Source organism: Enterobacter soli ATCC BAA-2102 (assembly GCF_001654845.1).
GTDB lineage: Bacteria > Pseudomonadota > Gammaproteobacteria > Enterobacterales > Enterobacteriaceae > Enterobacter > Enterobacter soli.
The window spans coordinates 20025-41836 of the sequence record NZ_LXES01000015.1 but is presented as its reverse complement, the minus strand read 5'-3'; the positions used below and the strand labels follow the sequence as shown (position 1 = coordinate 41836).

The 21812-nt window shown below is 54.7% G+C and carries 17 protein-coding genes; 8 read left to right on the top strand and 9 right to left on the bottom strand.

The genetic code is table 11. The features are described 5' to 3' along the window. Nucleotides 1-37: 37 nt before the first annotated feature. From hslU to priA, 5 genes are all read right to left on the bottom strand, one after another. Entirely contained in the window at nt 38-1372 is a 1335-nt protein-coding gene (hslU, locus tag M987_RS05255; protein WP_014072346.1) for an ATP-dependent protease ATPase subunit HslU, read from the bottom strand. 9 nt (nt 1373-1381) lie between these two features. Next, complete coding sequence (gene hslV, locus M987_RS05250) at nt 1382-1912, bottom strand: ATP-dependent protease subunit HslV (RefSeq protein ID WP_014072345.1); 531 nt, start codon at nt 1910-1912, stop codon at nt 1382-1384. Nucleotides 1913-2006: 94 nt separating this feature from the next. Further along, complete coding sequence (gene ftsN / locus M987_RS05245) at nt 2007-3029, bottom strand: cell division protein FtsN (protein WP_014072344.1); 1023 nt, start codon at nt 3027-3029, stop codon at nt 2007-2009. A 93-nt stretch (nt 3030-3122) separates the two neighbouring features. Further along, entirely contained in the window at nt 3123-4148 is a 1026-nt protein-coding gene (gene cytR, locus M987_RS05240) for a DNA-binding transcriptional regulator CytR (protein WP_014072343.1), read from the bottom strand. A 130-nt stretch (nt 4149-4278) separates the two neighbouring features. Beyond that, entirely contained in the window at nt 4279-6474 is a 2196-nt protein-coding gene (gene priA, locus M987_RS05235) for a primosomal protein N' (RefSeq protein ID WP_014072342.1), read from the bottom strand. Between the two features lie 205 nt (nt 6475-6679). Between priA and rpmE the strand changes: the two genes are divergently transcribed. Next, on the top strand, nt 6680-6892 hold the full coding sequence (gene rpmE, locus M987_RS05230) for a 50S ribosomal protein L31 (RefSeq protein WP_014072341.1): 213 nt from the start codon (nt 6680-6682) through the stop codon (nt 6890-6892). A 339-nt stretch (nt 6893-7231) separates the two neighbouring features. Beyond that, nucleotides 7232-7912 (top strand): oligogalacturonate-specific porin KdgM family protein, encoded by a 681-nt coding sequence (locus tag M987_RS05225; RefSeq protein ID WP_014072340.1) that lies wholly within the window; start codon nt 7232-7234, stop codon nt 7910-7912. Nucleotides 7913-7956: 44 nt separating this feature from the next. Here M987_RS05225 and metJ read toward each other — a convergent pair whose 3' ends face one another. Then, the gene (metJ, locus tag M987_RS05220) at nt 7957-8274 is read right to left on the bottom strand and encodes a met regulon transcriptional regulator MetJ (RefSeq protein WP_007369220.1); all 318 of its coding nucleotides are present in this window, start codon (nt 8272-8274) and stop codon (nt 7957-7959) included. A 276-nt stretch (nt 8275-8550) separates the two neighbouring features. On the opposite strand from metJ, the gene metB reads away from it, so the two are divergent. The 4 genes from metB to katG all read left to right on the top strand — a co-directional run bounded on the left by metB (nt 8551) and on the right by katG (nt 15696). Next, nucleotides 8551-9711: a cystathionine gamma-synthase gene (gene metB / locus M987_RS05215; protein ID WP_014072339.1), complete on the top strand. Its 1161-nt coding sequence runs from the start codon at nt 8551-8553 to the stop codon at nt 9709-9711. Nucleotides 9712-9713: 2 nt separating this feature from the next. Continuing rightward, on the top strand, nt 9714-12146 hold the full coding sequence (locus M987_RS05210) for a bifunctional aspartate kinase/homoserine dehydrogenase II (RefSeq protein ID WP_014072338.1): 2433 nt from the start codon (nt 9714-9716) through the stop codon (nt 12144-12146). A gap of 270 nt (nt 12147-12416) precedes the next feature. Continuing rightward, complete coding sequence (gene metF, locus M987_RS05205; protein WP_014072337.1) at nt 12417-13307, top strand: methylenetetrahydrofolate reductase; 891 nt, start codon at nt 12417-12419, stop codon at nt 13305-13307. 208 nt (nt 13308-13515) lie between these two features. Beyond that, on the top strand, nt 13516-15696 hold the full coding sequence (gene katG, locus M987_RS05200; RefSeq protein WP_014072336.1) for a catalase/peroxidase HPI: 2181 nt from the start codon (nt 13516-13518) through the stop codon (nt 15694-15696). Nucleotides 15697-15763: 67 nt separating this feature from the next. On the opposite strand, the gene gldA is transcribed toward katG, so the two are convergent. The 3 genes from gldA to ptsP are packed head-to-tail and all read right to left on the bottom strand — an operon-like array spanning nt 15764 to nt 20056. Continuing rightward, on the bottom strand, nt 15764-16867 hold the full coding sequence (gldA, locus tag M987_RS05195) for a bifunctional L-1,2-propanediol dehydrogenase/glycerol dehydrogenase (RefSeq protein ID WP_014072335.1): 1104 nt from the start codon (nt 16865-16867) through the stop codon (nt 15764-15766). Between the two features lie 12 nt (nt 16868-16879). Further along, entirely contained in the window at nt 16880-17542 is a 663-nt protein-coding gene (gene fsa, locus M987_RS05190; protein ID WP_014072334.1) for a fructose-6-phosphate aldolase, read from the bottom strand. Nucleotides 17543-17554: 12 nt separating this feature from the next. After that, nucleotides 17555-20056: a phosphoenolpyruvate--protein phosphotransferase gene (gene ptsP, locus M987_RS05185; RefSeq protein ID WP_014072333.1), complete on the bottom strand. Its 2502-nt coding sequence runs from the start codon at nt 20054-20056 to the stop codon at nt 17555-17557. Nucleotides 20057-20360: 304 nt separating this feature from the next. Here ptsP and M987_RS05180 point away from each other — a divergent pair, with 304 nt between their 5' ends. Next, on the top strand, nt 20361-21440 hold the full coding sequence (locus tag M987_RS05180) for a PTS fructose transporter subunit EIIC (RefSeq protein ID WP_014072332.1): 1080 nt from the start codon (nt 20361-20363) through the stop codon (nt 21438-21440). A 14-nt stretch (nt 21441-21454) separates the two neighbouring features. Beyond that, nucleotides 21455-21775 (top strand): PTS fructose-like transporter subunit IIB, encoded by a 321-nt coding sequence (locus tag M987_RS05175; RefSeq protein WP_014072331.1) that lies wholly within the window; start codon nt 21455-21457, stop codon nt 21773-21775. The last annotated feature ends 37 nt before the right edge of the window (nt 21776-21812 follow it).

Here is a 21812-nt window from a genome sequence, read left to right as displayed (position 1 = left end):
AGCCCCATTAACAGTGATGAGAATGCAGTAACCGCGATTATAGGATAAAACGGCTCAGATCTTCATCTGCCACTAACGCATCCAGATGTTTACTCACATATTCTGCGTCAATGGTAATGCTTTGACCGTTCAGGTCGCTCGCATCATAAGAGATATCTTCCACCAGACGTTCCAGCACGGTGTGCAGACGACGCGCACCGATGTTCTCGGTGGTTTCGTTCACCTGCCATGCGGCCTGGGCGATACGCTTGATACCGTCTTCGGTGAACTCAAGGTTCACCCCTTCGGTCGCCATCAGCGCTTTGTACTGTACGGTAGCAGAGGCGTTTGGCTCGGTCAGGATACGTTCGAAATCTTCGGTGGTCAGTGCCTGAAGCTCGACACGAATTGGCAGACGACCCTGCAATTCCGGGATCAGATCGGACGGGCTGGCAACCTGGAATGCGCCTGAGGCGATAAACAGGATATGGTCAGTTTTCACCATGCCGTGCTTGGTGGAGACGGTGCAGCCTTCAACCAAAGGCAGCAGGTCGCGCTGGACACCTTCACGAGACACATCCGGACCGGAGCTGTTGCCGCCACGCTTACAGATTTTGTCGATTTCGTCGATAAACACGATACCGTGCTGCTCAACCGCATCGATAGCATCTTGCTTAAGCTCTTCCGGGTTCACCAGTTTTGCCGCTTCTTCTTCGATAAGCAGCTTCATCGCGTCCTTGATTTTCAGCTTACGCGCTTTCTGCTTCTGGCCGCCCAGGTTCTGGAACATGGACTGCAACTGGCTGGTCATCTCTTCCATACCTGGAGGAGCCATGATTTCAACACCCATCGGCGCGGCAGCAAGATCGATCTCAACCTCTTTGTCGTCCAGCTGGCCTTCACGCAGTTTTTTGCGGAATGCCTGGCGTGCGGCGGATGGCTCAGCCTGCTGTTCAGCCTGGCCCCAGTTGTTTTTAGCCGGTGGGATCAGCACGTCGAGAATGCGCTCTTCGGCCATCTCTTCGGCACGATAGCGGTTTTTCTCAATGGCCTGGACGCGCACCATCTTGATTGCGGAGTCGGTCAGATCGCGGATGATAGAATCCACTTCTTTGCCGACATAGCCCACTTCGGTGAACTTGGTCGCTTCAACTTTGATGAACGGTGCGTTGGCCAGTTTCGCCAGACGGCGGGCGATTTCGGTTTTACCGACACCGGTCGGACCGATCATCAGAATATTTTTTGGGGTCACTTCGTGACGCAGCTCTTCATCGAGCTGCATACGACGCCAGCGGTTACGCAGGGCGATCGCCACGGAACGCTTAGCGTTATCCTGGCCGATAATGTGTTTGTTCAGTTCGCTGACAATTTCGCGTGGGGTCATTTCAGACATGGGAGATCCTTACGCTTTGGAGGTCAATTCTTCGATGGTGTGGTTGTGGTTGGTATAGATGCAGATATCACCTGCAATATCCAACGCCTTCACCGCGATATCGCGTGCGTTCATGTCGGTATTTTCCAACAGCGCGCGGGCAGCTGCCTGGGCGTACGGGCCGCCAGAGCCGATAGCAATCAGGTCATTTTCGGGCTGAATAACGTCACCGTTACCGGTGATAATCAGCGAAGCGGTTTCATCGGCCACAGCCAGCAGGGCTTCGAGCTTGCGCAGCATCCGGTCGGTACGCCAGTCTTTCGCCAGCTCAACGGCGGCTTTCACCAGATGACCCTGGTGCATTTCCAGTTTGCGTTCAAACAGTTCAAACAGCGTGAAGGCATCAGCGGTGCCGCCTGCAAAACCGGCGATCACTTTGTCGTTGTACAAACGACGGACTTTCTTCACGTTGCCTTTCATGACGGTATTACCCAGCGTGGCCTGGCCATCACCGGCGATTACCACTTGGCCGTTACGGCGTACACTTACTATTGTTGTCACGAGCAGACCCCCTGGTTACAGATTCGGGAAACAGTAGCCCTGAGCCTGTGCTCAGGGCTGAATAGAATGATAGATGGGGGGGAATTTGGGGGTTTCAACCCCCGGAAGCGAGTCGAATGCAGTTTGTGTGACCGGCAACCTTCAATCGGGAGATAGTGCCATCGGCATTTTCTTTGCCTTTGACCGGGCCAATCACCACGCGATTCCAGCCATTGTTGGTGGTGATGCGTGAATCAAATCCTTCAAATGCCAGCTGAGCACGTACCGTTTCGGCCTGCTCTGCACCTTTAAACGAACCGCACTGAACCATCCAGCGGCGCTCGTCTTTTTTCTCAGCCGTTTGCTTAGGTGCTTCCGTCTCTTTCGTGACCGGGGCCGCCTGTTGCGCCTTCGGCTGCTGTGCCGTGGTGTGCGCAGGCGTCTGCAACAGATCCTGATACGCCTGGGCTTGCGTCGCCTGCTTCTGCGTTTGAGCTTTAGGCGCCTGAACAGGTTGCGTCTGTGCGGTGCGCGTTTGCTGCTGCGGCTGCTGGTAAGGCTGCTCGGTCACACGCGGTTGCGTGCGAGGCTGCTGCACCGGCTGAGTCTGTGTCCACTGCTGTTGTGGTTGCTGCTGCTGTTGCTGTTGGCTCAGCAGCTGTGCCTGGCGCTGACGTTGCAGCGTTTGCTGGCGTTGCGCTGGCGTTTGTTCATTCCACGGCACTTCGTTCAGCTGTGTCGGCTGCTGGCGCATGTCGGCCTGCATCTGAGCCAACAGTTGACGCTGTTCATCAGTCAGCTGATTCGCGTTCACAACTTCGCCACCGGCAGAAGGCTCAGTCGGTGCGCGTACGCCCGGCTGGCGACTTTCCAGTTCTTTGATATAACGCCAACGCTCTTCAGGTTTTGGCGGTAAGCCATTACCGGCAACCTTGTTGCCCTGAAGCGCCTCGGAATCTTCTTTCTTATGGTGAGTAATAAAGTACAGGCCACCGATAAAGGCTACCACTACGGCCGCGGCAATAGCGACCATCGCCGGGGAGACAGCAGGCAGGCTACGTTGCTTATTCCTTGAGCTACTCTTTTTGCGTCGCGAAGGTGCCGGCTGGCCGCGACGTACATAATCTCGTTGTGCCACTATCGTTTCGCTGTATTTATTCGTTCGTCAGCCCGCCATGTTACTTAAGCGGCGGGGCTTTGACCAGATAAGGGTGTCCTAAAGGTATTTACTTTAAGTCAATGCCTGGGTTGTGCCGCGCACAATCAGTTCGCAATCCAGCAAACGTGACCCACTGCTAACTGTTTGACCATGCAGCTGATCCAGCAGAAGGAGCATCGCTTCTCGGCCAATCTGGTAGCGGGGTTGCGCGACGGTTGAGAGTGGCGGATCGCAAAATTCTGAAAGAGAAATATTATCGAACCCGATGATCGACAAATCTTTTGGCACGCGCAGACCGCGGCGTTTGGCATAAGAAAGTGCACCCAGCGCCATCACATCGCTGTGGCAGAACACTGCCGTTGGCGGTTCCGGCAGCGCCAGCAGTTTTTCCAGGGCCAGCCCACCGGCTTCGAAGGTGAAATCACCGCGCGCAATATAATGTGGGTCGACCGTTGCGCCGGTACGGCGCAGTGCCTGAACGTAGCCCTGCAAGCGGTAGTGACACAGCGGCATCTCTTCAGGCCCGGCGATACAGCCAATACGTTTGTGCCCCAGCTCCTGAAGATAGTTCACCGCGTTAAAGGCTGCGGTGAGGTTGTCGATATGCACCGTCGGCAGTTCCAGCTCAGGGGCAAATTCGTTCGCCATCACCATCGGCGGTAAATTGCGCTGCTCTTCAATGCTGGCATCAAAAGGCAGGCGCGAGCCGAGCAGTAACATACCGTCGATCTGCTTGGTGATAATGAGGTCGATAAAGGTTTTTTCCTGCTGATTCTGGTGAGCGCAGTCGCCAATCAGCACCAGATAGCCTTGTTCGGCAGCGGTGACTTCAATGCCACGGATGATTTCGCTAAAGAAGGGATCGCAGATGTCCGGCACTATCACCAGTATCGTGCGCGATTCATTGCGCTTAACGTTACGTCCCATTGCCTGCGGGAAATAGCCGACCTCCAGCGCCGCCTGTTCTACCCGATTGCGGGTCGCCTGGGAGACTTTATCCGGGTTCATTAATGCGCGGGACACGGTTGCCGTAGATACCTGAGCTTTCTGGGCAACGTCTTTCATGGTCGCCGTGGCAACCTCTTTCCTGGACTTCACGTCTTCTCCTCGCATGAACACCGAACTTCTGACACCTCATTTTTACAGATAGTTTATGAGAGCGGTTACAGAATTTTCATAAAAAGTGTGAGGAAGGTTGAATTTTTTCGATCCGTCTCGCAACAGAGGCTTAGCCTTCAATGGGATCAACATCCAGGACCCACTTAACCTTACGCGCTTCCGGCAGGGTATTTATCAATGCCAGCGTGCCGCTGACAATATGTTGTAAGCGTATACGCGAGGGGTGCTGCAATAAAATTTGCCAGCGGAAACGCCCGCCCCGCTTGGGTGCCAGGGCAGGAACAGGCCCTAAAATCCACAGCTGGTTATCCACCAGGGGGCTGGCTTGCAGCAGATTGCGGAGCTGCTGGAGGAACAGCGGCGCCTGCTGATTATTATGATCTTCTGCGCGGATGATCACGTGGCTGGTCCACGGCGGCAGCTGCATAGTCTGACGCTCAGCCAGCGCTTGTTCGGCAAACGCGTCATACCCTTTATGCAGCAAGGTTTGCAGCAAAGGATGTTCCGGGTGGTGAGTTTGTAGCACCACTTCTCCCTGCTTCCCGGCGCGACCGGCGCGGCCCGCCACCTGGGTATAGAGCTGAGCAAAACGTTCGGCGGAGCGGAAATCGGCAGAGAACAACGCGCCATCCACATCCAGCAGGGCGACCAGCGTGACATCCGGGAAGTGGTGCCCTTTGGCCAGCATCTGAGTCCCAATTAATATACGTGCGCCGCCGCGATGCACTTCCGCGAGCTGTTGCTCCAGTGCGCCTTTGCGGCTGGTGGTGTCCCGGTCGATACGGGAAATGGGGACATCCGGGAAGAACGGTGTCAGCGCTTGCTCCAGTTGTTCCGTCCCCAGACCGACCGGCACCATGTGCGTCGAACCGCACGACGGGCACTGGCGCGGGATAGGCCTTTGGCTGTCGCAGTGGTGGCAGCGTAAATGACGTTGTGCCTGATGAAGCGTGTAGTAGTGGTCACAGCGCGGGCATTCCGCAATCCATCCGCAGTCGTGGCACAGCAGCGCCGGGGCGAATCCGCGTCGGTTCAGGAACAGGATCACCTGATTTCCGGCCTGCAAATGCTGGCGCATCCGGGTGATCAACGCCGGTGCTAATCCGGCCTGCACCTGCTGACCTTTTAAATCCAGCACATGCTGAATGGCCGGACGGGCATTCCCCGCGCGGCGCGTCAGGCGCAGCATGTGGTATTTACGCTGGCGAACGTTGTGCAGCGTTTCCAGCGCAGGCGTGGCGGAGCCGAGAATAATCGGGATCTGCTCGCTGTGGGCGCGATAAACGGCCAGGTCGCGGGCATGGTAGCGCCAGCCTTCCTGCTGTTTATAGGAACTGTCATGTTCTTCATCTATGACAATGACGCCCAGATTTTTAAACGGGGTGAACAGCGACGAGCGCGTACCAATGACAATGGCGGCTTCACCGTTTTTCGCTTTGAGCCACGCGCTAAGTCGCTCGCTGTCGTTCAGACCGGAGTGCAGCACTTCCACCGGCGCGTTAAAACGTTCACGAAACCGGGCGATGGTTTGCGGCGTAAGGCCAATTTCCGGCACCATAACCAGCGCCTGCTTGCCCTGGGAGAGCACATTTTCCAGCACGCTAAGATAGACTTCAGTTTTGCCGGAGCCCGTCACACCCGCCAGCAGCCAGGCGGAGAAATGGTCAGCGGCGCTGTGGATCGCCCCCACCGCGGTCGCCTGTTCGGTATTCAGGCGTAAGCGATCCCCGGAAACGGAAAAACTGTCGCGCCAGTCATAAAGGGCGGGTGCTTCGCTTGCCAGCTCGCACAATCCTTTTTTACGCAGTGCCTGAAGTGCTGCGTCATTAAAGTCCAGCTCTTCAACCTGATGACGCCAGATACGCCCTTGGCGCAGGGCGGCCAGCGCCTGTTGCTGTTTAGGAGAACGCTTCAGGCTGTTAATGTCTACCGCTTGTCCCTGTTCGGTGGCGAACCAGTACCACATCGGCGCGTGGCTGGCGCTCTTCCCCTGGCGCAGTAAAATCGGCAGGGCATGAAACAGCACATCACCTATCGGGTGGTGATAGTATTCTGCAGCCCACAGTAACAGCCGCCAGGTGCTCGTTGAGAAGACCGGCTCGGTATCCAGCACTTCGGCAACGGCTTTCAGCTCATTAACGGGAAGCTCACTTTTATCACTGATGGACACCACAATCCCCACGCGCTGCTGCTTGCCAAAGGGCACGGTCACGCGACAGCCGGCTTTGGCATTCATGCTGTCGGGCAGCAGATAGTCAAAGGTACGGGGAAGCGGAACGGGCAGGGCAACGTGAGCGACGGGCATCGAATCTTCCTGACTTGAAAAGTGGCGCGTTAGTATACACATTAGTAAAAGCGGCGTGCGGATCAGTTTGCATACACAGGTCAAATTCTGTATGATTCGCCGCCTTTGATGCGCTTTATGCAGCGTCAAAACCTATACTATTAACATCGCGTGGTGTCTGGCGTTAGGGCTGGAAGAGCGACGCGGCCTTAACTGAGGTTCTCCCATGAAAAAAGATATTCACCCGAAATACGAAATGATTACTGCAAACTGCTCTTGCGGTAACTCTATCCAGATCCGCTCCACCGTGGGTCACGATCTGAACCTGGACGTGTGCGGTAAATGCCACCCGTTCTTCACTGGTAAGCAGCGTGATGTTGCAACCGGTGGCCGTGTTGACCGCTTCAACAAGCGTTTCAGCATCCCGGGCGCTAAATAAGCATCCAGAAGAAACCGCCTTCGGGCGGTTTTTTTGTGCCTGCAATATCCCATCTCAATAAATCTCAATATTATATTTATCGCTGAAATTAGTATTTCAAATTATCTAAGAATAATTAATTACCCGCTGTTGTATTAAATATATTTGTCTGGTCTATTCTTTGGTGGATAGTGAACTGCATCTTCATTATCTTTAATTCTTTGCCACTGTTTTTCTTTGTGTGTCAAAAAATAAAAGGTTTCCCTCTGTTTGTAAAATTACACTTCGCTCGTCTTAAATTCGTATTTGCCATTTTATTCATAATGGCTTTCAGGGCGTGTTTACTTCGAGGGAAATGTTATGAAAATGAAGCACCTTTTATTTGTGCTGCCATTAATATCCTGTGCGGCACAGGCGGGATACGTAGATTACCGACACGAGTATTATGACGATGGGCGTAACTATGATCGTGTGTACATGTCGCACCGCTTTGGCACCGGCTTTGGTGTGGCAGTAGAGGCAGTTTCGCGTTCCGATAATGCGCAATCGAACGATGCGCTTAATAATATGGAAAGTAACAGTAATGAATATACTGCCAGTTACCAATTCACCTGGCAGGGTTTTATCTGGCAGCCAGGTGTTGCCGTGGAAATGGGCGATGATATGGCCATCTATAAGCCGTATTTGCGCGTACAATATAATATTAATGATAGCTGGTGGACGGCGTTCCGTTACCGTACTGAATACACCCGTCGTAATGCGGATGGCAAAGACGACCGTATGGTTTATCGCCCGGAAATGTGGCTGGGTTATAATATTGATAACTGGATGTTCGAGTTAAACGGTATTTATAAGTTTGCCGATAATGAAGATCTGTACAACAATAAAAAAGAAGATTACGAATATAACTTCCGCGTGGCGTATAACATCGACTCGTGGATCCCGTTTGTGGAAGTGGGTAATGTCTCTTCGGGCTATAACACCGCCACCAGTGACGATCGCCAGACGCGTCTGCGTGTCGGGTTAGGGTACAACTTCTAAGAAACCATCCCGCTGAGCACACTCAGCGGGAGTCCGCCGTAGCGTTAGTATTCCCACGTATCCGGGTCGATACCCAGTTCACGCATGATCACCTTCGCCTCTTCCGGGATTTCATCACTGCGCTCTTTGCGCAGATCTTCATCGTTCGGCAACGGTTGACCAGTAAACGCATGCAGGAACGCTTCGCAAAGCAGTTCACTGTTGGTCGCGTGACGCAGGTTGTTCACCTGACGACGCGTACGTTCATCGGTGAGGATCTTCAACACCTTCAGAGGAATGGAAACCGTAATTTTCTTTACTTGCTCACTCTTCTTACCGTGCTCAGCGTATGGGCTGATATATTCGCCGCTCCATTCAGCCATGAGATACCTTTAATCCTCTCAGTCATTTATCTAAAGGTGCAAAACCGATAACTGCCAGTTTCGAACCGTAATCTTGCCTAGTTTACCGTAGAGACGATACCGTGGCACGGATATTGCCGCTGCAGCGTGCACTAAAGCATATAATTTTAACGGCTATTTGCGCATTGCTCAATCTATACGCAAAGAAGTTTAGATGTCCAGATGTATTGACGTCCATACTTTCAATGTTTACTCTGATGCCTGACTTTTCACCTAATAAGCCAGGAAGCCTTCACCATGACGCGTAAACAGGCCACCATCGCAGTGCGTAGCGGATTGAATGATGACGAGCAGTACGGCTGTGTTGTCCCGCCGATTCATCTTTCCAGTACTTACAATTTCACCGGATTTAATGAACCCCGTGCGCACGACTACTCGCGTCGTGGTAACCCTACGCGTGATGTTACCCAGCGCGCGTTGGCGGAACTGGAAGGCGGTGCGGGAGCCGTCCTGACCAATACAGGGATGTCTGCCATTCACCTGGTGACCACGGTGTTCCTGAAACCTGGCGACCTGCTGGTTGCGCCGCACGACTGCTACGGCGGTAGCTATCGTTTGTTTGATAGCCTGGCAAAGCGCGGCTGTTATCGCGTGCTGTTTGTCGATCAAAACGACGAACAGGCGCTAAAACAGGCGCTGGCAGAGCAGCCGAAGCTGGTTCTGGTGGAAAGTCCAAGCAATCCATTGTTGCGCGTTGTCGACATTGCGAAAATTTGTCAGCTCGCAAGGGATGCGGGAGCGATAAGTGTAGTGGATAATACATTCCTCAGTCCGGCCCTTCAGAACCCACTGGCACTGGGTGCAGATCTGGTATTGCATTCATGTACTAAATATCTGAACGGTCATTCTGATGTGGTGGCGGGCGTGGTGATTGCAAAAGATCCCGACGTTGTCACCGAACTGGCATGGTGGGCCAATAACATTGGCGTCACCGCGGGCGCTTTTGACAGCTATCTGCTGTTACGCGGCATCCGCACGTTGTCGCCGCGCATGGAAGTCGCGCAGCGCAATGCCCAGGCGATTGTTGATTTCCTGCAAACCCAGCCGCTGGTGAAGAAGCTCTACCACCCGTCGCTGCCGGAAAACCAGGGACACGAGATTGCTGCGCGTCAGCAGAAAGGATTTGGCGCGATGTTAAGTTTTGAACTGGAAGGTGACGAGCAAACGCTGCGTCGCTTCCTGAGCGGGTTGTCATTGTTTACGCTGGCGGAATCATTAGGTGGGGTTGAAAGCTTAATCTCCCACGCCGCAACCATGACGCACGCAGGTATGGCACCGGAAGCGCGTGCCGCCGCCGGTATTTCAGAGACGCTGCTGCGTATCTCGACCGGTATTGAAGATTCTGAAGATTTAATTGCCGATCTGGAAAATGGCTTCCGGGTCGCAGCCAAGGGGTAATCATGAGTGTGATAGCGCAGGCAGGGGCGAAGGGTCGTCAACTGCACAAGTTTGGTGGTAGTAGTCTTGCTGATGTGAAGTGTTACCTGCGTGTCGCAGGGATCATGACCGAGTATTCACAGCCGGGTGACATGATGGTTGTCTCGGCGGCGGGCAGCACCACCAACCAGTTGATTAGCTGGCTGAAACTGAGCCAGACCGATCGCCTTTCTGCGCATCAGGTGCAACAGTCTTTACGTCGTTACCAGAGCGAGCTGATTGCCGGTTTGCTGCCTGCAGACGTGGCGGACGGGCTGATTAGCGCCTTCACTCACGATCTTGAACGTCTGGCTGCACTGCTGGACAGCGGAATTACCGATGCGGTGTATGCCGAAGTGGTGGGTCACGGTGAAGTGTGGTCTGCACGCCTGATGGCTGCAGTACTGCAACATCTGGGGGTTGAAGCAGCCTGGCTCGACGCGCGTGATTTCCTGCGCGCCGAACGTGCTGCCCAGCCGCAGGTAGATGAAGGATTGTCTTATCCGCTGCTGCAACAGCTGCTGGTGCAGCATCCGGGCAAACGCATTGTGGTGACGGGCTTTATCAGCCGCAGTAACGCGGGCGAAACCGTGCTGCTGGGGCGCAATGGCTCTGACTACTCTGCAACGCAAATTGGTGCGCTGGCCGGTGTTTCCCGTGTGACTATCTGGAGTGACGTCGCAGGTGTCTACAGCGCTGACCCGCGCAAAGTGAAAGATGCCTGCTTGCTGCCGTTGCTGCGTCTGGATGAAGCCAGCGAGCTGGCACGTCTGGCCGCTCCGGTACTGCACGCCCGTACGCTTCAGCCTGTTTCGGGCAGTGATATTGACCTGCAACTGCGCTGTAGCTACACCCCGGATCAAGGGTCTACCCGCATTGAGCGTGTGCTGGCTTCCGGCACGGGCGCGCGTATCGTCACCAGCCATGACGACATTTGCCTGATTGAGTTCCAGGTGCCAGCCGGCCAGGACTTCAAACTGGCACACAAAGACATCGACCTTATTCTGAAACGTGCGCAGGTGCGTCCGTTAGCCATTGGCGTGCATAACGATCGCCAGCTGCTGCAATTCTGCTATACCGCAGAAGTTGCCGATAGCGCACTGAAAATTCTTGATGAAGCTGGCCTGCCGGGTGAACTTCGCCTGCGTCAGGGGCTGGCGCTGGTGGCGATGGTGGGCGCGGGCGTCACCCGTAACCCGCTGCACTGCCACCGTTTCTGGCAGCAGCTGAAAGGCCAGCCGGTTGAGTTTACCTGGCAGTCGGAAGAGGGCATCAGCCTGGTGGCCGTTCTGCGTAAAGGGCCAACGGAAAGCCTGATTCAGGGTCTGCACACCTCCCTGTTCCGCGCGGAAAAGCGTATCGGCCTGGTGCTGTTCGGCAAAGGGAATATCGGTTCTCGCTGGCTGGAACTGTTCGCGCGTGAACAAGAGACGCTTTCAGCGCGTACCGGGTTTGAATTTATTCTCGCGGGCGTGGTGGACAGCCGCCGTAGCTTGCTGAACTACGAAGGCCTGGATGCCAGCCGCGCGCTTGCGTTCTTTAATGATGAAGCGGTTGAACAGGATGAAGAATCACTGTTCCTGTGGATGCGTGCGCACCCGTATGATGACCTGGTGGTGCTGGACGTCACGGCCAGTGAACAGCTTGCCGATCAGTATCTGGATTTCGCCAGCCACGGTTTCCACGTCATCAGTGCCAATAAACTGGCGGGCGCGAGCAGCACGGATAAATACCGTCAAATCCATGACGCGTTTGAGAAAACGGGCCGTCACTGGTTGTATAACGCCACTGTTGGCGCGGGTCTGCCGGTTAACCATACCGTGCGCGATCTGATTGAAAGCGGTGACAGCATTCTGGCGCTGAGCGGTATTTTCTCCGGTACGCTCTCCTGGTTGTTCCTGCAATTTGATGGCACCGTTCCATTTACTGACCTGGTGGATCAGGCGTGGCAACAAGGGCTGACCGAGCCAGACCCGCGTGTTGACCTTTCCGGGAAAGACGTTATGCGTAAGCTGGTTATCCTGGCGCGTGAAGCGGGTTATGACATCGAGCCTGGCGCGGTGCGTGTAGAGTCGCTGGTCCCTGCGGGCTGTGAAGAAGGCTCTGTTGACCACTTCTTCGAAAACGGTGATGAGCTGAATGACCAGATGGTGCAACGTCTGGAAGCGGCGCAAGAAATGGGCCTGGTGTTACGCTATGTGGCGCGCTTCGAGGCGAACGGTAAAGCGCGTGTTGGTGTCGAGGCGGTACGTCCCGAGCACCCGCTGGCGGCGCTGTTGCCGTGCGACAACGTTTTTGCGATTGAAAGCCGCTGGTATCGCGATAACCCGCTGGTGATCCGTGGCCCGGGCGCTGGGCGTGATGTGACCGCCGGTGCAATCCAGTCTGACATCAACCGTCTGGCTAAGCTGCTGTAACCCCTCACCCTAACCCTCTCCCCAAAGGGGAGAGGGGACTGCTCGGTGCGGTATTTTCCCCCCTCGCCCCTTTGGGGAGAGGGCCGGGGTGAGGGGCCTTCTCACCCTCCATCATGAATTACCCTCATCTTCCCTGAGCATTCCTCACCGTTATTGTTGATTATTTCTGTTGACGCCACTTCGCTTTTCCGTCATCTTTACATCTGGACGTCTAAACGTATAGAAGTTCGAATCACAACAAACAACGACACGCGATTGATGAGGTAAGGTATGAGCTTTTTTCACGCCAACCAGCGGGAAGCCCTGAATCAGAGCCTGGCCGAAGTAAACGGCCAGATTAACGTCTCTTTTGAATTTTTCCCGCCGCGCACCAGTGAAATGGAGCAAACCTTGTGGAGCTCTATCGATCGCCTGAGCAGCCTGAAACCGAAATTTGTCTCCGTGACCTACGGGGCAAACTCCGGTGAGCGTGACCGCACGCACAGCATTATCAAGGGCATTAAAGACAGAACCGGTCTGGAAGCGGCTCCGCACCTGACCTGCATCGATGCTACCCGAGATGAGCTGCGCGCCATCGCCCAGGACTACTGGAACAACGGTATTCGGCATATCGTCGCCCTGCGCGGCGACCTGCCTCCGGGCAGCGGTAAACCTGAAATGTATGCGGCAGACCTGGTGACGCTGCTGAAAGAGGTGGCAGACTTTGATATCTCCGTTGCTGCGTACCCGGAAGTTCACCCGGAAGCGAAAAGCGCGCAGGCGGATTTGCTCAACCTGAAACGTAAAGTGGATGCCGGGGCAAACCGTGCCATTACCCAGTTCTTCTTCGACGTAGAAAGTTATCTGCGTTTTCGTGACCGCTGCGTTTCTGCGGGCATCGACGTTGAAATCATTCCAGGCATTTTGCCGGTATCTAACTTCAAACAGGCGAAAAAATTCGCGGATATGACCAACGTGCGCATTCCGCTTTGGATGTCTAAAATGTACGAAGGGCTGGACGATGACCCGGAAACACGCAAGCTGGTGGGCGCAAATATCGCGATGGACATGGTGAAGATCTTAAGTCGTGAAGGGGTGAAGGACTTCCACTTCTATACTCTGAACCGCGCGGAAATGAGTTACGCCATTTGCCACACGCTCGGTGTTCGACCTGGCGTGTAACAAAAAAAAGCCCTCTTCGGAGGGTTTTTTGATTTATAAGGGTTTTATTTTCCTGCCATTTCAGCAATGCTGCCTTTGACGTACAAAAGTCACATATTTTCCATGTGAAATTAAACGGAATTAACTATCGAATCTGTGGGTTATCCCAACTATACCTTATCAATAAGGGCGTATATCGTAACTGTAATACTGTAAAGGGAGCACAACGATGAGCACGTCAGACGATACCAATAAAGCGGCATCAGCCGGTAAGTGTCCGTTCCATCAGGGCGGCGTTGATCTTAGCGCAGGTGCTGGCACCGGCAGTAAAGAGTGGTGGCCTAAGCAACTTCGTGTCGATCTTCTGAATCAACATTCCAGCCGTTCTAACCCACTGGGTGAAGACTTCGACTACCGCAAAGAATTCAGCAAACTCGATTACTCAGCCCTCAAGGGCGATCTCAAAGCACTCTTAACCGACTCTCAACCGTGGTGGCCTGCCGACTGGGGCAGCTATGCGGGCCTGTTTATTCGCATGGCCTGGCACGGTGCTGGTACTTATCGCTCCGTTGACGGACGCGGTGGTGCAGGACGCGGTCAACAGCGCTTTGCGCCGCTGAACTCCTGGCCAGATAACGTGAGCCTGGATAAAGCACGCCGCCTGTTGTGGCCTATCAAACAGAAATATGGGCAGAAAATTTCCTGGGCTGACCTGTTTATCCTGGCGGGTAACGTGGCGCTGGAAAACTCGGGCTTCCGTACCTTTGGTTTTGGTGCCGGGCGTGAAGACGTCTGGGAGCCAGATCAGGATGTGAACTGGGGCGATGAAAAAGCCTGGCTGACCCACCGCGATCCTGAAGCGCTGGCAAAACGTCCTTTGGCTGCCACTGAAATGGGCCTGATTTACGTCAACCCGGAAGGGCCAAATGCCAGCGGCGAACCGCTGTCAGCGGCTGCGGCTATTCGCGCAACCTTCGGCAACATGGGAATGGACGACGAAGAGACTGTCGCCCTGATTGCTGGCGGCCATACGCTGGGTAAAACACACGGTGCCGGTGAAGCAACGCACGTCGGCACTGACCCGGAAGCCTCACCAATTGAAGCGCAGGGGCTGGGCTGGGCCAGTACGCACGGCACCGGGGTTGGCGCTGACGCCATCACCTCCGGCCTGGAAGTTATCTGGTCGCAAACCCCGACCCAGTGGAGTAATTACTTCTTCGAGAACCTGTTCAAATTCGAGTGGGTGCAGACCCGCAGCCCGGCGGGGGCGATTCAGTTTGAAGCCGTTAACGCGCCAGACATTATGCCTGACCCGTTCGACCCGTCAAAAAAACGCAAACCAACCATGCTGGTCACCGACCTGACCCTGCGTTTTGACCCGGAATTCGAGAAGATCTCTCGTCGCTTCCTCAACGATCCGCAGGCCTTCAATGAAGCCTTTGCCCGTGCGTGGTTCAAGCTGACTCACCGCGATATGGGGCCAAAATCACGGTACATTGGCCCGGAAGTTCCGAAAGAAGATCTGATTTGGCAGGATCCGCTGCCGCAGGCGGTGTTCAATCCTTCGAAAGAAGACATTGAGAGCCTGAAAGCGGAAATCGCGGCATCCGGGCTGTCCATCAGTGAACTGGTTTCTGTTGCCTGGGCGTCTGCATCGACCTTCCGTGGTGGTGATAAGCGTGGCGGTGCCAACGGTGCACGCCTGGCGCTGGCACCACAGCGCGACTGGGATGTTAACGCTGCTGCTGTTCGTGCCCTGCCAGCGCTGGAAGCTATTCAGCGCACCACCAATAAAGCCTCACTGGCCGACATCATCGTACTGGCGGGCGTGGTAGGTGTTGAGCAGGCGGCGAAAGCCGCAGGGGTTTACGTGACCGTACCGTTTACGCCGGGCCGCGTTGATGCGCGTCAGGACCAGACGGATATCGAGATGTTTACCCTGCTTGAACCGATTGCTGACGGCTTCCGCAACTATCGTGCGCAGGTAGACGCTGCGACAACAGAATCGCTGCTGATTGATAAAGCCCAGCAGCTGACGCTGACTGCGCCTGAACTGACGGTGCTGGTGGGTGGTTTGCGTGTGTTGGGTGCTAACTTTGATGGCAGCAAAAACGGCGTGTTCACTGACCGTGAAGGTGTGCTGAGCAATGACTTCTTCGTGAATCTGCTGGATATGAATACCCAGTGGAAAGCGACGGATGAGTCAAAAGAGCTGTTTGCCGGTAGCGATCGCACCAGCGGTGACGTGAAATACACGGCAACCCGCGCCGACCTGGTCTTCGGTTCTAACGCTGTCTTGCGCGCACTGGCTGAAGTTTACGCCAGCAGCGATGCCAGCGAGAAGTTCGTTCGCGACTTCGTTGCGGCATGGGCGAAAGTGATGGATTTGGATCGTTTTGACCTGAAGTAAATAAAAATCCCCGCTTCGGCGGGGATTTTTTTGCCCGGGGGCGACCTACGCCACCCGGCAATTTTCGTTACTCCCACTCCTGCAAGAACCGCTGTCCGTACTGGTCTGCAACCAGCAGTGCGGCGTAAACCTGATCCGGCGACACACCGCCAGGCATGTTGTGAATGGTTTCACCTTCTGCACAAGCCGCCTCAGCGATCAGACGCATTTTCGCCGGAATATTCTCTTTGATATCCAGCTGCGCCAGGGTGATTGGCAGCCCGACGCTGTGGCAAAGTGCGGCAACGGTTTCTATCTCTTCAACCGGCGCGTTTTCCAGAACCAGCTGCGTGAGTGTACCGAACGCCACTTTTTCACCGTGATAGAAATGATGCGCTTCTGGTACTGCCGTCATCCCGTTATGAATGGCATGTGCAGCTGCCAGTCCGCCGCTTTCAAAACCGACACCGCTGAGATACGTATTGGCTTCGATGATGCGTTCCAGAGCAGGTGTCACGACGTGCTGCTCCGCTGCCAGCATCGCTTTTTCACCCTCTTCAATTAGCGTGTTGTAGCACAGTTCCGCCAGCGCTAAAGCTGCCTGGGTGCATTTGCCGCCTGCCATAGTGGTTGCACCACTGCGTGAACAGGCGCGTGCTTCAAACCAGGTGGCCAATGCATCGCCAATACCCGCAGCCAGCAGTCGCGCAGGTGCGCCCGCCACCACTTTGGTGTCGACAATCACCATGTTTGGGTTGTGTGGCAGCATCAGGTAGCGATCGAACTCACCGCTGTCGGTATATATAACGGAAAGGGCACTGCAAGGGGCATCGGTGGAGGCAATGGTTGGGGCGATAGCAACCGGCACGTCCATAAAGTGGGCCAGCGCTTTAGCAGTATCCAGCGTTTTACCACCGCCGATACCCAGAACCGCCAGGCAGTCGGCGCTATCGGCCAGCTTTTTCAGACGGTCGATTTCATTTTGCGAACATTCGCCGCCAAATGGTGCAATTTCGACGTGCAGTTCCGCTTTTTTGAAGCTTTCACGCAGGGTCTCTTCGGCAAAACCCAGCACAAATTTATCGCCAACCACCAGCCAGCGTTTTGCCAGCGGTTTCAGATAGTCGCCCAGACGGGTGAGAACATCAGCGCCCTGGATGTATTTCCCCGGCGATTGAATGATACGGTCCATAACATTTCTCCCTTAGAGGTTGAGGTTACCAAACGCGTTTTTCCAGTCTTGCTCGAACTTCTCTATAGCTGACTCTACCGCCGGAGTGCCGAGCATTTGTTGCGCTACATCTAAAGGAAGTGTGATTGCTTCACATCCGGCCAGCAGGCAGTCCAGCGCTTGTCGTGGTGTTTTAAAGCTGGCGGCCAGCACCATGCTTTCTGGCGCGTGTAGCTCCAGCAGGGTTTGCAGCTCCTGGACCATACGAATGCCGTCCCCGCCCTGTGCATCAACACGGTTAACATACGGTGCGACATATTTCGCCCCCGCTATCGCCGCCAGTAAGCCCTGCGCGGCGCTATAAACAGCGGTACCCAGTGTGGTAATTCCCTCTTTTTTCAGTGCTTTGATCGCGATAAGTCCCTGAGCGGTAACCGGAATTTTCACTACGATGTCCGGTATGGCGTTACTCAGGCGTTTGGCTTCCGCCACCATGCCCTCTGCATCACGGCTCATGGTCTGGGCGAACAGCGTACCTTCCGGTCCGATGGCGTTTTGCAGACGTGGTAGCACGTCCCAGATGGATTCACGGCTGGCGGCCACAATACTTGGGTTGGTTGTCACACCCGCAATCGGGAAGATGCGCGCCAGGCGTTCAACTTCCGCCACGTTGGCGGTATCCAGATACAGTTCCATTACTCTTCCTCGTTAAAGTTCTAATTCGTGTTGTAACAGAGAGGCGATTGCCTCTTCTGAGCTGGCGTTAACCAGTGCGCTGCGGAAATCTTCATGCATGATGCGACGAGCCAGACGGGAGAAAATACGCATGTGCTGGTCGCCTGCGGCATGTTTGTTCAGTGTGAGCATAATGATGAATTGCGCTTCTTCATCGCCCCACATAACCGGGGATTTCAGGCGTGCAACGCTGATGGTGGATTGCTCAATATGTTCGGATTTGCTGTGCGGAATGGCGAAACTAAAGCCAAGCCCGGTGGAGAATACGGCCTCCCGTGCCCACAAATCGGCCTCCAGCTTACGGGGATAGCGGCAACGCCCTGCGAGCAGCAGGTTGTCGGTCATTCCTTTCATGACCTCTTCCTTGCTGTTCCAGTCGTTATGCAGTGAAATGCAGCGCGGCGTCACCAATGGCGTGTCCTGTTGATTCATGCGGAACTGCGCCAGCAAATGTTCTACTTCAAGTGAAGTGCGACAAGCCATCGCCTGGTTCAGCAGCTGCCGACAGGCGCGGCTATCAAGTTGTGCCAGACGGGCTTTGGTGGCAGGGATGGCAGGCGAGCCCATGCTGAGTTCGTCTAGCCCCAGGCCAACCAGCAGTGGCAGCACCGAGCCTTTCGCTCCCAATTCACCACACAGGCCAATCCATTTTCCCTGGCGATGAACGGCCTGCACGGCGTAATCCAGCGCCCGAAGAAATGCTGGATTCAGGCTGTTGTAATGGCGTGTGACTTTGGCGTTGTCGCGGTCGACAGCCAGAAGATACTGCGTCAGGTCATTGCTGCCGATGCTAAAGAAATCAATCTCTTCACAGCACTGGTCAATGATGAACATCACTGATGGCACTTCCAGCATGATGCCGAGAGGGATTTTCTCATCAAATGGAATATGTTCAGCGCGAAGTTGTTGTTTCGCTTCGGTGAGTTTTTCTTTTACCCACAGGATCTCTTCCATGGAGGAGATCATCGGGATCATGATTTTTAATTTGTCATGCGCGGAGGCACGTAGGATTGCCCGCAGCTGGGTAGCGAAAAGCACAGAGTACTCTTCATAAATGCGCACGGCACGGTAGCCGAGGAAGGGGTTGTTCTCTGCCGGAATGTTCAGGTAATCCACCGGCTTGTCGCCGCCGATATCCATGGTTCGCACAATAATGCTGCGCCCGTTTGCACATTCAAGCGCCTGACAGAAAATGTTGTATAGCTCGTTTTCGCCGGGTGCGCTGGTGCGATCCATGTACAGCATTTCGGTGCGGAACAGGCCAACCCCTTCTGCGCCGTTACCGAATGCCGCCTGAGCCTCTGCCGCATGGGCAATGTTGGCGGCAATCTCGATTCGCAGTCCATCGGCTGTTCTGGCCTCACGGCTAAGCCAGAGACTTTGCTGCTCGCTTATCTTTTGTTGCACGCGCTCTTCCTGGCGGTAGTAGCGTGCCACTGCATCGCTGGCGTTGACCACAACCGCGCCAGCATTGCCATCCACAAAGACAGGCTGGTTACGCCACTGAAGCAAGCTTTCACTATCAACGCCGACCAGCGTCGGGATATTAAAAGAACGCGCAAGGATCACGGTATGCGAGGTTGTTCCGCCGCTTTTTAGCAGCAGCCCTTTGAGCATGGTTTTATCAAGTTCCAGAAACTGGCCGGGCGTCAGATCATCCGCAAGGCAAATGGTCGGCTGAATGAGTTGTCCTGGCGTCGGGAAACGCTGTTCCCCGTAGATCTGCTGTAAAAGCTGATAGCAGACATCGCGGACATCCAGCACACGTTCTTGCAAATAACTGCTGCTGGAACGGGAGAACTCGCCACAGAAATGGTTTGCTGTTGCGATAGTTGCCATCGCACAACTCAACCCCTGATTCACTCCTGCCAGCAGGTGTTGGCGCAGCGACGTGTCCGTAGCCAGTGAACGATGTGCTTCCAGAATGGCGCTGGCAGTACTGTCTGTGTCCAGCGCACGCAGCTCAATGTTTTTCACCAGCAGAGTCAGGCCGCTATCCAGTGCAGACTGTTCTTCTTCCGGGCTTTTTGCATCGGGTAAATCGGACAGGGCGTTGAGATCCAGCGACGTTAATAATGTCAGGATACCCTGTGCACTGCCGCTGCATACGGGCAGGGCACGGAACAGCGTGGGGTTAAGGCGGGTGAGTGATTCTGGCAATGGGTCAAGTTCGGTATTGATGGCTTCAGCAAGCGGGGCATCACAGTGCGGAAACTCATCCCGCAGCCACTGTGCAAGCCGCTGATGAGCGCTTTGTTCATCCTCACCGTGGATAATCAGACGGCAGGCATCGCCTGCCAGGGTATCGGTGCCAATAAGAGCCAGTGCACTCCTGGCATCGCCTTTACGGTCGTTTCGCAGGTTGTGCCACTCAATTTGCGAGATAAACGTATTGCACAGCGTTTCAACATGACTTGCCGGACGCGCGTGAACGCCGTTAGGCAGTTCACAGGTAAATTCCACTACCAGAGCCATACACACACTCCTGAAACCAATAGTCATTTATTGCAGACAGCATACGAGTGTGGTGATGAAGAGCGCCATGTGACAAATCTGCCAAAAGCTGGACAAATGTAATATCCCTCCGAAAGTGAGATTTGACTCACAGGTTGTGACAGTTTGCGTAATAAGACCTGGGTCTGAAATGTCGAGGCGGATCGCATTTTTATTTCGACATTACAAAAATCCAGTAAATGGCCTTTTTGTCTCCTGTCCGGCCTCTTCCTGATTGCCTATTGTTTGCCACAACATCTTTATGGATATAGTCCAGGAGCGGCATATGAAAGAGTTGGTGCATATTCTCAAGAACACGCGGCAGCATCTGATGACCGGGGTGTCGCATATGATCCCGTTCGTGGTCGCGGGTGGTATTTTGCTGGCGGTCTCGGTCATGCTGTACGGCAAAGGCGCGGTACCGGATGCGGCAACCGACCCGAACCTGAAAAAACTCTTCGACATCGGTGTTGCCGGGTTAACGCTGATGGTGCCTTTCCTGGCTGCCTATATTGGTTATTCCATTGCTGAACGTGCCGCGTTGGCGCCCTGTGCCATTGCCGCGTGGGTAGGCAACAGTTTCGGTGCGGGTTTCTTTGGCGCGATTATTGCCGGGATACTTGGCGGGATTGTTGTCTGGTATTTGAAAAAACTGCCGGTCCCGAAAGTCCTGCGTTCGGTCATGCCTATTTTCATCATTCCTGTCATTGGCACCTTTATCACCGCAGGGATCATGATGTGGGGGCTGGGTGAACCTGTGGGGGCGTTGACGACGGGCCTAACCCAGTGGCTGCAGGGAATGCAGCAGGGCAGCATTGTGGTGCTGGCGGTCATTATGGGGCTCATGCTGGCCTTTGATATGGGCGGCCCAATCAACAAAGTCGCTTATGCCTTCATGCTCATCTGTGTTGCGCAGGGAGTCTATACCGTGGTGGCGATTGCTGCGGTGGGTATCTGCGTGCCACCTCTGGGTTTAGGTCTGGCGACGCTGATTAACCGTAAGAACTTTACCGGTGAAGAGCGCGAAGCGGGTAAAGCCGCGCTGGTTATGGGGTGTGTCGGCGTGACCGAAGGCGCGATTCCATTTGCGGCTGCCGATCCGCTGCGCGTGATTCCTTCCATCATGCTCGGCTCGGCCTGTGGCGCTGTAACGGCGGCGGTGATGGGCGCGCAGTGTTATGCCGGTTGGGGGGGGCTGATCGTACTTCCTGTGGTGGAGGGCAAGCTGGGCTATATCGCTGCGGTGGCGGTGGGTTCAGTTGTGACAGCAATCAGCGTCAACGTGCTGAAAAGCATTGCCCGTAAGAACACGAAACAGGGCGAAGTAAAAGAGGACGACCTGGATCTGGATTTTGAAATTAACTGAGTGAGGAAGAGAACATGGCTCGAATTATTGCAGTAACAGCATGTCCGTCTGGCGTTGCCCATACCTACATGGCTGCTGAAGCGCTGGAGAGCGCAGCTAAAGCCAAAGGCTGGGAGGTGAAGGTTGAAACTCAGGGGTCGATTGGTCTTGAGAACGAGCTGACGAGTGAAGATATTGCCGCGGCGGATATGGTTATCCTGACCAAAGATATCGGCATTAAATTTGAAGAGCGTTTTGCCGGGAAGACTATCGTTCGCGTCAATATCAGTGACGCAGTCAAACGCGCCGACGCCATCATGCACAAAATTGATGCCCATCTGGCACAAACCGCCTGATGATCTCCCGCCCTTTGGGGCGGGCTGGTTTCCCGTT

Coding starts and splice junctions, on each gene's coding strand:
- hslU (WP_014072346.1), bottom strand. CDS start 1,372: ATGTCTGAAATGACCCCACGCGAAATTGTCAGCGAACTGAACAAACAC.
- priA (WP_014072342.1), bottom strand. CDS start 6,474: ATGCCCGTCGCTCACGTTGCCCTGCCCGTTCCGCTTCCCCGTACCTTT.
- rpmE (WP_014072341.1), top strand. CDS start 6,680: ATGAAAAAAGATATTCACCCGAAATACGAAATGATTACTGCAAACTGC.
- M987_RS05225 (WP_014072340.1), top strand. CDS start 7,232: ATGAAAATGAAGCACCTTTTATTTGTGCTGCCATTAATATCCTGTGCG.
- metJ (WP_007369220.1), bottom strand. CDS start 8,274: ATGGCTGAATGGAGCGGCGAATATATCAGCCCATACGCTGAGCACGGT.
- metB (WP_014072339.1), top strand. CDS start 8,551: ATGACGCGTAAACAGGCCACCATCGCAGTGCGTAGCGGATTGAATGAT.
- M987_RS05210 (WP_014072338.1), top strand. CDS start 9,714: ATGAGTGTGATAGCGCAGGCAGGGGCGAAGGGTCGTCAACTGCACAAG.
- metF (WP_014072337.1), top strand. CDS start 12,417: ATGAGCTTTTTTCACGCCAACCAGCGGGAAGCCCTGAATCAGAGCCTG.
- katG (WP_014072336.1), top strand. CDS start 13,516: ATGAGCACGTCAGACGATACCAATAAAGCGGCATCAGCCGGTAAGTGT.
- gldA (WP_014072335.1), bottom strand. CDS start 16,867: ATGGACCGTATCATTCAATCGCCGGGGAAATACATCCAGGGCGCTGAT.
- fsa (WP_014072334.1), bottom strand. CDS start 17,542: ATGGAACTGTATCTGGATACCGCCAACGTGGCGGAAGTTGAACGCCTG.
- ptsP (WP_014072333.1), bottom strand. CDS start 20,056: ATGGCTCTGGTAGTGGAATTTACCTGTGAACTGCCTAACGGCGTTCAC.
- M987_RS05180 (WP_014072332.1), top strand. CDS start 20,361: ATGAAAGAGTTGGTGCATATTCTCAAGAACACGCGGCAGCATCTGATG.
- M987_RS05175 (WP_014072331.1), top strand. CDS start 21,455: ATGGCTCGAATTATTGCAGTAACAGCATGTCCGTCTGGCGTTGCCCAT.